The organism is Paenibacillus sp. FJAT-27812 (genome assembly GCF_001273905.1).
GTDB lineage: Bacteria > Bacillota > Bacilli > Paenibacillales > Paenibacillaceae > Pristimantibacillus.
On sequence record NZ_LIGH01000001.1, the window covers coordinates 864,208 to 876,982 of the forward strand.

General features: G+C 48.5%; 13 protein-coding genes. 3 read left to right on the top strand and 10 right to left on the bottom strand.

Translation table 11 applies throughout. From position 1 onward, the window contains the following. Window positions 1-576 (top strand): DDE-type integrase/transposase/recombinase (locus tag ADU23_RS03695; RefSeq protein WP_197286029.1); only part of this gene is annotated, 576 nt, incomplete at its 5' end. A 192-nt stretch (window positions 577-768) separates the two neighbouring features. Here the strand turns inward: ADU23_RS03695 and ADU23_RS03700 are convergent. Genes ADU23_RS03700 through ADU23_RS03710 form a run of 3 tightly spaced genes read right to left on the bottom strand, consistent with a single transcriptional unit; the run spans window position 769 to window position 3,592 of the window. Then, window positions 769-1,659, bottom strand: coding sequence for a sugar phosphate isomerase/epimerase family protein (locus ADU23_RS03700; RefSeq protein ID WP_053372515.1), 891 nt, complete (start codon window positions 1,657-1,659; stop codon window positions 769-771). A gap of 20 nt (window positions 1,660-1,679) precedes the next feature. Then, window positions 1,680-2,537, bottom strand: a complete 858-nt coding sequence (locus ADU23_RS03705; RefSeq protein ID WP_053372516.1) for a sugar phosphate isomerase/epimerase family protein — start codon at window positions 2,535-2,537, stop codon at window positions 1,680-1,682. Next, window positions 2,534-3,592: a Gfo/Idh/MocA family protein gene (locus tag ADU23_RS03710; RefSeq protein WP_053372517.1), complete on the bottom strand. Its 1,059-nt coding sequence runs from the start codon at window positions 3,590-3,592 to the stop codon at window positions 2,534-2,536. Before ADU23_RS03710 ends, ADU23_RS03705 begins: the two co-directional genes overlap by 4 nt. Before the next feature lie 137 nt (window positions 3,593-3,729). Between ADU23_RS03710 and ADU23_RS03715 the strand changes: the two genes are divergently transcribed. Beyond that, entirely contained in the window at window positions 3,730-4,596 is an 867-nt protein-coding gene (locus tag ADU23_RS03715; RefSeq protein WP_442950602.1) for a helix-turn-helix domain-containing protein, read from the top strand. 292 nt (window positions 4,597-4,888) lie between these two features. On the opposite strand, the gene rnhA is transcribed toward ADU23_RS03715, so the two are convergent. The 5 genes from rnhA to ADU23_RS03740 form a co-directional block, all read right to left on the bottom strand. Beyond that, window positions 4,889-5,542: a ribonuclease H gene (gene rnhA / locus ADU23_RS03720; RefSeq protein WP_053372519.1), complete on the bottom strand. Its 654-nt coding sequence runs from the start codon at window positions 5,540-5,542 to the stop codon at window positions 4,889-4,891. A gap of 73 nt (window positions 5,543-5,615) precedes the next feature. Next, window positions 5,616-6,380 (bottom strand): methylenetetrahydrofolate reductase, encoded by a 765-nt coding sequence (locus ADU23_RS03725; protein WP_197286030.1) that lies wholly within the window; start codon window positions 6,378-6,380, stop codon window positions 5,616-5,618. Between the two features lie 181 nt (window positions 6,381-6,561). Beyond that, a complete protein-coding gene (locus ADU23_RS03730; protein WP_053372521.1) occupies window positions 6,562-7,698 on the bottom strand; it encodes a Ger(x)C family spore germination protein in 1,137 nt (378 codons plus the stop codon). Further along, entirely contained in the window at window positions 7,698-9,140 is a 1,443-nt protein-coding gene (locus tag ADU23_RS03735) for a spore germination protein (protein ID WP_053372522.1), read from the bottom strand. The genes ADU23_RS03730 and ADU23_RS03735 overlap by 1 nt, the downstream gene beginning before the upstream one ends. 5 nt (window positions 9,141-9,145) lie before the next feature. Then, window positions 9,146-10,240, bottom strand: a complete 1,095-nt coding sequence (locus ADU23_RS03740) for a GerAB/ArcD/ProY family transporter (RefSeq protein WP_053372523.1) — start codon at window positions 10,238-10,240, stop codon at window positions 9,146-9,148. A 108-nt stretch (window positions 10,241-10,348) separates the two neighbouring features. On the opposite strand from ADU23_RS03740, the gene ADU23_RS03745 reads away from it, so the two are divergent. After that, a complete protein-coding gene (locus tag ADU23_RS03745) occupies window positions 10,349-10,558 on the top strand; it encodes a hypothetical protein (RefSeq protein ID WP_053372524.1) in 210 nt (69 codons plus the stop codon). A gap of 13 nt (window positions 10,559-10,571) precedes the next feature. Here ADU23_RS03745 and ADU23_RS03750 read toward each other — a convergent pair whose 3' ends face one another. Beyond that, complete coding sequence (locus tag ADU23_RS03750) at window positions 10,572-11,786, bottom strand: UTP--glucose-1-phosphate uridylyltransferase (protein ID WP_053372525.1); 1,215 nt, start codon at window positions 11,784-11,786, stop codon at window positions 10,572-10,574. Between the two features lie 15 nt (window positions 11,787-11,801). Further along, on the bottom strand, window positions 11,802-12,698 hold the full coding sequence (locus ADU23_RS03755) for a LysR family transcriptional regulator (protein WP_053377447.1): 897 nt from the start codon (window positions 12,696-12,698) through the stop codon (window positions 11,802-11,804). Window positions 12,699-12,775: the final 77 nt, after the last annotated feature.

Genomic DNA, 12,775 nt, shown 5'->3' on the forward strand with positions numbered 1-12,775 from the left:
GTCAGCCGTCCCAAGTATCCACGAAAGCTCGCAGCTAATCATGAGATTCATGCACCGAACCAGTTATGGCAATGCGATATTAAATATGGTCATATTGCTGGACTAGATCGATTCTTTTTTATCTTAAGCTACATTGATGTATTTGACCGATCCATTGTGGCACAATACMGTGGTCCAACCTGTGAAGGGAAGCATGTCGTRCAAGCTCTTAAGGAGGCACTGAAGACACGCAAGCTTGATCCTAAGAAAGATGGAAAAGGACCTATCATCCGAACGGATAACGGCCCACAGTATATCAGTAACGTGTTTGGTGATGCCTGCGAGGAGTTCCATATTCATCACGAGAGGATCCCGCCAAAATCGCCGAATATGAATGCTTACATTGAATCCTATCATAGCCAGTTAGAGCGAGATCTTTTGCAAAAAAATGAGTTTGAAACGTTTGCAGATGCCTACGAAGCGATAGACCGATACTTAGACTTTTATAACAACCGACGTTGCATCGTAGTATTTTTATGCTATCACCGACATGCTTCTTTCAAGCTTGGCGACAAAACCAAATACAGCCGATGGTGATTAAACTGTAACCGGGTTTTGAATTCTGGAGCATTTACTCGAAATAAAGTGCAAGCGTAAGAACCGACTATTGAATTCCAATTAAAACTCCAAAATTAAGGGGTCAAACCGGTAATCCATCTAATGCAAGCATTTTCTCGGAAACCCCTTTATTAGCGGGAGATTTTCCGGTTATTTCTGCCGACGCCCTATCTACCCTTTGAATGTTTTCAAAAACTGAACCGCTTTGCTAATATCAACCTCTGGGTTTGTTCCAACCTCACGCTCGATTGTCAAATAGCCGTTATAGCCGATTTCCTGCAGCGCACGCAAATATGCGGGCCAGTCCACGCCGCCTTCGCCAAGCGGTACCTCGCGGAATGCAGAGCCGGATTCGGCCATGATTGCGATTTTCTCATGGTCAAGCGTAACCTCGTAGCCATAATCGCCGTAAACGTCGCGCGGGTCGATATGGCCAAGCTTCACGCCATCCTTCGCATGGGTATGAACGATATAATCCTTCAGCGTATATACGCCTTGAACCGGATCATCGCCCGTTACCATAACCATGTTGGCTGGATCGAAATTAACCGCCACCCCTTTGGTGCCGAGGCTGTCTAGGAAGGACTTCAGATGAGCAGAAGTCTCAGGACCTGTCTCGATGGCAAAGTAAGCATTCACGTCGTTAGCAAAACGAGCCAGCTCTTCGCAGGCTGTATGCATCGTCTCGTATACGCGGCTGTTTTTGTCACTCGGCACGATGCCGATATGCGTCGTAATAATGTTCGTTCCAAGCTCCAAGCCAAGCTCCATAATCCGCTTGGATTTATCGATCTTCGCGCGGTTTTGTTCCGGATCTTGGAAGCCGTGGCCGCCCAAGTCGCCAACCAAAGCGGAGATATCAAGGCCAAGCCCCTCGATGTAGGACTTCCATTCTTTTCTTGCGGCTGACGTAAGTCCGGCAGGATCAAGCTCGCCATGCACGGCATACATTTGTACGCCGTCGGCGCCGACCTGCTTCGCCTTTAGCAAGCCTTCCTTTACGCCAACCTGAAAGCTATCCACGATAACGCCGATTTTGTTCGTAATGATAGGCAATGTCATATCCGGCACGCTCCCCTAGTTTATAGTTCGTTCCATACGCGCTTTACGAATTCAAAGCCAAGTCTCGTTCCGAGGCGGCAATCTTCCAGCCCTTCGAACTCGATGGAAATATAATCATCATAACCGCTTTCCTTCACGACGCGAAGCACTTGCGGCATCGCGATGTCGCCATGTCCGACGATTGCGCCGCGAAGCCAGTTGCCGCTCGCGGATTTAAACCAGCCCTCGCCAGGATTTTCAGTCGATGGGCGGTAATAGAAATCTTTTACATGAACCATCGAAGCTAGGCCAATATTGTTGGCAACCGCAGCAGCAGGATTCTCGTCTACGCATAGGAAGTTGCCTACATCAAGCGTCGTCTTGAAGTTCGGACGGTCAACCACATCAACTAGCGCCTGCACGCGGTCGCTATGCTGAATATAGTAGCCGTGATTTTCTACGCTTGTCGTAATGCCGTGCGGCGCTGCATAGTCTGCAATGATTTGGCAAGCCTTCGCCAGCTTTGGCAGCTCTAGCAAAAAGTTGGAAATCGATAAATCCTTCGAGGATGCAACGTCATGGCGCATCTTCTTCACGCCAAGCGCTGCCGCGATATCCACCTCTTGCTTCAAGCGGGCGATCTCCTGCTCGAACTGCTCATCGTTCAGGCCGGAGAAGTTTGCGCCTACCGCATAATTGGACAGCTCGATTCCGCTTTCCTGCGCTTGCTTCTTGATAGCTTCAATAAGCTCCGGGTTTTCGGTCAGGTTAAAGCCGAGCGGTACGATTTCCGCATGTTCTGCACCGATGGATGCCATAAAGATGATAACATCCTGTATCGTCATTTCGCCTGTTCTTAGCGCTTGATATAAGCTGTATGTGCTAATCCCTAGTTTCATAGACGCACTTCCGCTCCTTTTGCTGCCGATTCATAAATACCGACCAAAATTTTCATAATTTCCACGCCGTCTTCAACTGGGCTGATCGGCTGGCTACCGCTTGATACGCAATCGATAAAGTGATTGATTTCATTTTGGAACGCGCCGACAAAATCAAAGCCTTTGTTGTCTGTTTGCGGATAGATGTTCAAAATCGTATCGTTTTGCTCTGTAACGATAACCGTCTCCGGATCGATCTCAAAGCCGCCTTTCTCCCCGTAGAGCTTCACTGCCGTTTCATTCGATTTCGCGTGAAGCGTGAAGCTGACATCGACAAGCAGCGAAGCGCCGTTCTCAAAACGAATCAACGCGTTTGCCATATCTTCAACTGTATTTTTAGCTGCATCGTAATCAGCAGCCTGATAAAAGCTTAAATTTTTCACGTTTGAGCGATTGCCCAGCTTGTGGTAAGTGTTCGCGCTAACGGAAACCGGCTTAGGGCGTCCCATCATGTACCAGCAAAGATCAATTACGTGAACGCCGATATCGATCAGCGGCCCGCCGCCGGAGCGCTCGATGTCGGAGAACCATCCGCCCGGGTTGCCAAGACGTCTAAGCGTTGATGCTTTGGCAAAATAAATTTCGCCGAATTCGCCTCTGTCCGCCATTGCGCGCAGCAGCTGCGCATTCGTATCATAGCGGCGAACGAAGCCCACTTGCAGCAGCTTGCCTGATTTGTTTACGGCTTCCTGCACAAGAAGCGCATCCTCAACGGTGCGGCAAAGCGGCTTCTCGACAAGCACATGCTTGCCCGCATTAAGCGCAGCGATGCTGATCTCGGCATGCGTATTGTTCCATGTACAGATGCTTACTGCTTCAATAACGGGATCGGCGAGCAGCTCGCGATAATCCGTATATATTTTCTCGGCGCCGTATTTCTCCGCCGCAGCCTGTGCGCGTTCCTCGTTCAAATCGCAAACCGCATAAATGTTTGCATTTGGATTGTTCTTATATGAATCTAAATGAGATGATGAGATAGAGCCGTTCCCAATAACTGCGATTTGTACCGGTTTCATTGCTAATCTCTCCTTTGTCCTAGTAAAGTTTTGCACGTCTACACTTTCGTATTATAATGGTTTCAACGCTTAACGCCATGCAAAGCTGTGCGGTTTGTTTGTACAATCGTGCTATCCTGATTAGGAGGTGAATGAAGGTGGAAAAATTCGAGACGCTGCGCGAGCCCATGGACATGCCGGACCCTCATTTTCCAATCAAACTGCACCGCAACGCCTTCGATGAACAGGGAGTCGTCATTTTCCCCCATCACTTTCATGAGCATCTTGAATTTCTATACATCGTCACCGGCGAAGCCTCGATCGAATGTGGATCTACGACCATTACCGCCTCCGCTGGCGATCTTATTGTCGTGAACAGCAACGAATTGCATTATGGCATCAGCCTCTCATCCAATTTGTACTACTATGCGCTCATTGCAGATATATCGCTGCTGCATAGCCAGTCGGTAGACGCAGCCGAAACCAAGTTCATAACGCCGATCTCGCAAAACCGGCTGCTGCTGCAAAATCATGTCACAGACAACAGCAAAGTATCCTCCTGCATGCATGCGATCATCAACGAGCTGGAGCAGCGCGAATTCGGCTATGAGCTGGCGATTAAATCGGAGCTGTACCGCCTGCTGACGCTGCTGCTTCGCGGCCATGTTGCTACCGTACTCACCCAAGACGAGTATGCGGAACGGATGAAAAACATCGAGCGCTTCGCACCCGTCTTCCAACATATCGAGAAACGATTTAAGGACGAGCTGTCCGTCGACTTGCTCGCGAATATGGCCAGCCTCAGCCGCTTCCATTTCAGCCGATTGTTCAAGGAGCTTAGCGGCCATACGGTGACCGAATACATCACGATGACCCGCCTCGGCAAAGCCGATTATTTGCTTCGCCACAGCTCGCTGACGGTGTCCGAGGTCGCTGCCGCTACCGGCTTTAACGACATCTACTATTTCAGCCGGACATTCAAGAAACACAAAAAAGTTTCCCCTTCGTCGCTAAGGGGAAACTAATGGCTGCTGCCTAGTGCGTCTTATTTGCCAACTCCGTAAATATGCACTTCATCGCCGTGTTCATTATTACGATTTCTTAGCAGCCTGGTCCGGAATGGACGGCTGCTCGCTCGTCCGCTCGTTTGGCGGGGAATGCGCAGAATAAGGCTAATTTCTATCCTTATTTCTGGAATTCCAGCTTGTTTAAGTGAAATAGAGCTAGTTTCTAGCTCTATTTCACTGCAAAAGCGCCTCATCGGCTCTTCTTGCATGGCAAGTCGTAGATGCTGCCATCCAACCTGGTTTACTGACCTTATTTCCGTCCGAAATCGGCTTTAATTTCTCCCCATTCCTCGGTATTCCATTTCAATACCTTATTGGAATAAGAATGGGTTTGCAGCCACTTTACCGCCTCATCCGTCAGCTCCCAGATTTTTGCGGTGGAAGCATCCCGTTTTAAAGTCGAGGCTACCTTCTTATTGCGAAGCCAGCTGAGCGCCGTCCGCGAATCGCTATATACGGTTCTTTCGCTGCCCTTCTCCTTCAAGTACGAAAGCGCGTGGACGATCGCAATAAACTCACCCAAGTTATTCGTTCCGTTAGCGATTGGACCGACGTAGAACAAGATTTCACCGGTCTGCGTATCCACGCCTTTGTATTCAACAGGGCCGGGATTGCCTCTGGTACCAACGTCGACGGAAATACTGTCATAATCGATAGAGGTTTCATCGCCAAACAGCACCGGCTGCTTGACGCTTGTACTCGTCTTGGCGGACGCCGAGCCGCCTCCTTGCCCCCAATGCTTCTGCCAGCCGTCCTTAAAGGCTGCGTCGGCGAGCGGCTTGCTCTCGAAGGATTTATACTTCGCGTCCTTCACGCCGCTAACCTGCGCTTGGCATTCCGGCCATGCGGCGAATACTCCCGTTTTTTTGCCTACCCAGACGACATAATATTTGCCTTTAGCCATTCTTTCAAATTACCACCTTTGTTATCGATCAAATAAGTTCGTTACTTGATGCATTTCCGCTTCATCGCATAATCTATTTTAGGCTATTCGTCAGCGCTTTACCAAATACGCCGTCAAAATAAGCACGCAAATCCACTTTAATCGGCATAAAATAAATATGGCTGTTCATTTGTTTCGTATAGGCTAAAGCTTTTTTAGAAAACTCCACGTTCCATTCCAGCGTAGGCTCAAAATCCTTAGGAAAAACGACATGGTTTCTAGTTTCCCAATACCGCTTGGAGGACTCCGCTACGACGGGAGAAACGCCCCAGAAAATGTCCGAGCCCGCAAGCATTTCGGAATACAGCTCCATAAAACGAAGGTCGAAGAAGGGCTGGGTGAAGAAGCCGTCGACTCCAGCGTTTAGCTTTTGCTGCACATATTCATATTCTTTGCGGATGCTGTTCCGATAAGGATCAATTGCGGAATAGATTTTCAGATGGGGGTGCTCCCGCTTCAGCTTCGCAATCAAATCGATGCAGGTGGTCGGATAAACCGGCTGGCTGCTATTTTTAGGCGCGTCTCCCGTAACGATAAGCACCTCTGATAGTTGATGTGCATCTAAATATTCGATTAATGAAAAAGGTTCCCTTGCGTCAAAGTCCATCGATCGTATATGGGGGATACAATCCTGATAGTAGCTCTTGGACAAGCTTGAGGCTTCCCAGCTTCTAAGCTCAAACCTCGTCAGATCGGGAATATTGATCGTATTGATGGACGGAAATTCGGCCTTCACGCATTGAAGCTCGGCTCTTAGTCCTTCGGAATCTCTCGGAACAAGCTCTAACGAAATTCTCACCGCATAGTCTCCTTGCTTCATATAATAGGAACAAAACCGATACCTATCGCCATTATAAAGAAATGTATAATAATACATATTAGCGAATTTAAATTCAAATTTCCAATAAGATTAATGATCACACTCTATCATTATTGCTTATAAAGCACAAAAAAAGCCGGAATCCCCAAACAGGTCCCGGCTAAGCAGTGAAATTCGTATGATCGATTCTGGTGTGCACTTCTAGTTCAAACTTAGCTTTGGGATAGATTTCCTGCCAATCATCCTTCATCTTACGCCAATACTTCGGATTTTTCCGATGTATTCTTTCGCCTATCCCAAGCAGATCGACCTTATTCTTCTGGGAAAACTGGAGAAACTTTTTGATGTCATTCGCGATATTTTCATTGAGCGCTTTCTCCCAGCGCGCTACCGCTGCTGGATCGATCTTCGTATCCCCGCATTGCACACTCGTTAAATTTAAATCTGCATAAATTTCAATTCTTATATTCGGCTTGAGCTGCTGATCCACATTCGTATGGACCACAGCCCGGTTGCTAATATTTTCGAAGGAAAGCATCTGCTTCGGTCCACAGGCTACTGCTTCGGATGAACCGGTCATCTTGCCCGCGGCGCGTAGGTAGCCTTTTGTTTCCTGCGTACGCATGAACCCAATGAGGCGGCTACCCCTAAAAGCAAATAGCCCCTTCGTTTGAAGCAGTTGAAGCTTATTGTCGACTTGATCCCTTACCACCTCTATCGATGGGATGCTGATGTCCTTGTATTTGTTGATTAATTCTTTATACACGTCAATTAAAGTCGTTTGCTCCGTCAATGCCGTCGTCAGCCCCCCCTCGGATAACCCCCGTAAAGCTTGGGAGGAAATGGATACGTTTGGCATCGATACCTTTAATGCTTGATACGCTTTCCCTTCTTTGGCGTATACCAATGTTGAATTCCGAAATTGCCTTAATCGCCGAATGTCCTCAAGCTGCGTATCGAGTCCGCGCCTGGCTAGGTCCGCACTGAATATAATTGCGGTCGTATGCCCCCAAAGCAGCGTTCGATCTGATTTCGCTCTCATGAGACGCGCGGCCTCGAACAAGCTTCTGCCCTCTGAGGTTAGGAAAAACGTCCTCTCCTGCATCCCTTTTGGCTGCTGTCCGCCAGTCGTCAGCTTCGCGATTTCAGCGGTTACTTTAACGCCGCCATTTTCTCCCTCGTCAATGGCAACCGAGTGCACAATGTGGAGCTCATTGAGCTCCATGCTTCCTTTGCAGCCCGTAATCATGAAACAAACCGCGATCATTGCAGCAGCCAACCCTTTTCTTATACGCATCATGACTTCCCCGAGAATCGCCTTTTATGGATTGACCGGAACAAGCTGGGCCGCTTGCTGTCACTTGGGATCGGACGGCGCAAAACAACATCCGTCAATTCATCAAAGTGCAGGGGGGCTGCTGGTCCAAGGTAAGGAACGCCAAAGGAACGCAGAGAGGCGAGATACGTCATAAGCATAATGATGCCGACCATAACGCCGACATAACCAAGAAGCGAGGCCAGCAACGTCATGCCGAACTGAAGCATCCGAATGACATAGTTAATCGCGGTAGGAGGCAGCGTAAACGTACAGATTCCCGTTAAAGCCGCGACGATTACCATGATTGGCGATACGATCCCGGCCGCTACGGCTGCTTGTCCCAATATGAGCGCGCCCACAATGCTGACGGCTTGTCCGACCTGCTTCGGCATTCGAATGCCCGCTTCGCGCATAATTTCGAAAGCGACCATCATCATGAAGCTTTCCACTACTGCCGGGAAGGGAACCGGCTCCTTCGCGGAAGCGATGCTTTGAAGCAAGGTGGTCGGAACCAGCTCATGGTGGAACGTAACCGTTGCCACATAAAAAGCCGGAAGAAGCATCCCTATCAGCCCGCTGAAGAGCCGGATTAAGCGCATGACCGAGCCGATATAGTAGTTCCACGCGTAATCCTCGCTGACTTGAAACGCCTGCATAAAGACGAATGGCAGCAGGAGCACAAAGGGTGTCCCTTGCACAAGGACCGCTATCCTTCCGTCAAGCAGCGCTCCAATGACCCGGTCGGGCCTCTCCGTCGATTCAATTAACGGAAACAATGTACCGCGGTTATCGGTAATCCATTCCTCCAAATAGTTGCCTTCAAGTATCACGTCCGCCGGTATTTCACCGATTCTTTGATGGACCTCTTTCAGGAGGGCCGGATTCGTAATTCCGCCGACTGACAATATAATGATGTTCGTCTTGCTTAAATAACCTACCTTGCGATATTCAGTCTTTAATTTAGGCGAAGCAAAATGATAGCGAACCAAGGCAAGATTGTTGGATAACGATTCTGTAAAACCGCTTCTTGGGCCTTTCACGACAGCTTCGGTAACCGGTTCGTCTACGCTGCGCAGCTGTACGCCCAGCGTATCGATCGCGACTGCGCGTCCATCTGAGCCCGTGCCAATAAACAGCACAGACATGCCTGACACAAGGCAGTCCGCAGCATCCTCGATCGTCGCAATCTTCTCGTCCGCTTGGAAAACAGACAGCATGTTTTTGTCTTCATTATATTGTTCCAGCATAAGGTCGAGCTTCCTCGTATCCGTCATTCCCGCAAGATAACATACCGTTACCGTTTGATCTGAACCGATTGCGGAATCAACCATCACGAGATCGTCCGAGAACTGCAAACATTCCTCGAGCAATCGTTTATTATCCGGTACATTGTCCGAGAGCCTGGTTTTGTTGTTCTCCATGGCGTTCACCTGCTTTTTGTCGTATTCTCTTTAATCCATGCGATGAATAGCAGCACGAGGGGAATGAACAATTGGAACATGACAAAATACCAAGCCTGACTGTCATAAAAAGCGGATAGCTCGATAAGACCCCAAACTTTGTACTTAGAGATTATGACAAAACAAATAGCCAGCGGAATAATAAGCATCCGAGGCCGCCGAAGCCGCAGCAAATCTGAAAGGCCACGTAGCGCGGACCAGAAGTACACCGTTATTTTGATAAAAGAGCTCATCACCCATACGACTACCAATGCCGCATCGAAGCGTTCAATGTTGCGAAATAGTCTTATATTTTGTATAAGACCTATGCTTGGGTAGGTAAAGGTTGCCGTCGTTTGACCGCCAAACAGCAGCGTACAGGAGAGCACCGACAGCAAAAGCAGCAAAAAGGTTATGCCAACAGCGCCCATTGCATAGGCTGTCGTGCGCTTTGTCTGGCGCACATGCTGAAAGACCATAGAAATAAACATCAAGTCGCCAAACCAAGACGTCGCTAGCATAAGCCCCTTCATCGGCTGAATTAGTCCATTTTCGAGTATGGGAAGCAAATATTCTGGATGATATTGATTGATCAGCATCAGATAGATCGCCAAAAAAGTGGTCACCGTTACAAAAAATATAATTTCCGATACACGCGCAAACACTTCAAGGCCATGATAAACCGCATATGCGCACATAATTGCGCCAGCAGCCAAGTACCAGACCTGCGGGATGACAGGATTTAACGCGATAATAAAAAACTGAGAAAACTCGCGCAATACCCATGAAGTTAAGTCCATGAAATAACAGACAAATAAAAATGCAAGAAATCCTCCAAACCAAGGACCAAGTAAATGCGTGCAAATGGTGATCATATTTTTTTTCGGATATATCTGATGGAGCTTCAATAGTACAAAGAGATTGATAACCCCCATTATTCCTCCCAGGATGACTAAGTACCAGGAGTTTCGTTCGGCATAATGGGCAAAAGTTGCAGGAGCGTACAGACTTGAGGTTCCGATCGTAGAAATGACGATTAAAGCCATCATTTGAAAATTGCTAATCATGATACGGCGTTCCATAACGAACCTCCCTTACCGATCCTTTCATTATGCGCAGCAATTGGCAATCTATGCATCGCATAATGGAGTGGCAAGCGAGGGATCCTAATTCAGGAGGGAGGTGCCTGCTTGAAAGCTTATCTATGTACATATGCCATTTCGGGCATTTGGCTGCTTATTGTCTTTTCCTTTTTGTCAGACTACCATTGGTATCAGCTGATAGCAGCCGGAACATGGGGATTTGTACTGGTGAATGCCGTTACGTTGTTGCCTGTTATTCTATGTTTGTTTATTGCTGATCGGCTCCAGCCTGCCAAGAAGGAGAGCAAGCCGCAATAAAGCGAAAGCGCAGCTAGATGTTTTTGGCTTGCGGCCAGCGCTGATGCTGTGCGAGCACGAGCTCTCGCGCGCTTTGCGGGCTGTCCGCTCCGTCTTTATTTTTCACAGGGGCAAACTCATCTTCACGTTTTGCTTTAAGCACGGTCAACTGATCCGCATACGGAAAAAAATCAAAAATAAACCGTTCCAGCTTATACGCGTTATTTTTGGAGGCGACATGCAGCGGGAGCTCCGCTCCGGCATGCTTTTCAATAAAACGAAACTTAAATAAATGAATGGAAATATGCCCAAGGTTGTAAAACAACCGTCCGTCCTTCGTTCTCGCTTCGTTTATTTCATCTGGAATCTCGTTATATTCCAATACAGCCGGACGACCTTTATTCAAGCAAACGATTCCGATCTTCTCATCCGCATTTGTCTTCTCGATCACCTTTGTTGCAATCGGATGGTTATGCGTGGAAGCAACGCCGATAAAAGCGGGGTCAGCCACCTTAATAAGCGCGTTATCCACGTTATAATAAAACAGCCATTCTAAGCCTCTGTGCTTCATATCGGCTATTGCGCCGGACCGCTCTAACGAAGCGAAGCACTCGCCATGGCCGCTGGGCAGTTGTTCAAGGGCGCCATCGGCCGTTACTAGCAACTTGCCTTCAAAATCAAGTGCAGGCATCGTCTTTTGCTGAAAGAAAAAGCAGTCCGCCGCCGGATAACCGAAAAAATGATGATTTTGAAAAAAAGATACCGTTGCTTCATGATTGTCTGGGCTCGTCATAATATACCAAGGAACCAAATGGCCTGCTCGCTTAGATAGGTTTAGCAGCCTTTCCGCTTGAAGCTGGAATAAGGACTTGCCGGATGGAAGCCCGATATCAAACGTTCCTTTTGGCCCGTCATGGCCGAGCCTGCTGCCTTGGCCGCCAGCGACGACGATCGCGCCAACTTTCCCGTTACGCAAAAGCTCCCATCCGCGCTCCGTAAACGCGCGCTGCTCCCCTTCATCGTAACTGTCCCAGTCCTCAAACGGGATTGGCGTTACGTTAGCTGTGCTAGATTTATTGGAATCGTTATGCTCGGCCAGCGCTTGGAACAGCCGCTCGAAATCGATCTGCTCCACTTGCGCGATTAGCTTCTGCTTAGCCGGCTCGGGCAAATTTTTGAGAACCTTTAGGACATGCTCTTGCTTATAGGCGCGAAGCCTCGCTTCAACCAGTCGCATATTCGTTTTCATTGGCAAACCCTCCCTTCACAGATCCGAGCGGAAGCTCTCAATAAACAGCTGAGCGCGCTTGGGCAAATAATGGTCTCTCAACCAAAGGATGCCGACTTCGGACTGAAAATCCGCATCCTCGATATCAAGCATTTTGACGACGGTCGTTGGAAAAGAGGACATGACCGACTTCGGGAACACGGTCGCGCCGATTCCTCCGGCAATTAGCGACATAATAATCGCAACGCTGGAGCATTCGCATATAATATTAGGCACGAACCCATGCCTTTTGCATTCATTTACGACCTGTTCATGCATGCGCGTCGTCTTGTCCGTCTTAAGCGTAAGAAACGGAAACTGGGCTAGATCCTTCATGCACAGCGCTTCCTTGCTTGAGTAGTCTGTCCACGAGCTGGGAATGACGGCAACAAACGGATCGGATGGCAGCTTTAAAATGGTATATTGCTGCGGATGCTTCTGCGCCTCAAACGGCAGCCTGGCGACAACCAAATCAATAGCCCGTTTCTCGAGCTGCTCGCCTAAGTAGAAATGGTCTCCCTCCGATATTTTAAACGTAACCTGGGGATACCTTTCTCTGAACAGCTCAATCCGCTTGGGCAGCAAGGAAATGCAGGACACAACCGACCCGATCGACAGCACGCCGCGAATGCCCTCCTCCATTCCTTTCACTTCCCGGAGGGATTCATCGAATTGAAGGAGCAGCGATTCGGCCTTCTGCTTCAGCAGCTCTCCCGAGTCGGTGAGAATAAGCCCCTTGCCATTGCGCTCAAAGAGCTTAACGCCAAGCTCCTCCTCCATCAGCTTCAATTGCCTGCTCAGGGGAGGCTGTTCCATATTCAGCAATTTAGCAGCGCGCGTAACCTGTCCTTCTTGTGCTATAGTTAAGAAGTATTTCAACTGCCGCATGTCCAATACGTTCACTCCGTTCATCTATACCTTTAAGGTATGGACATTCAATAAAATAGATATTTTAAATATATCGCATGAAG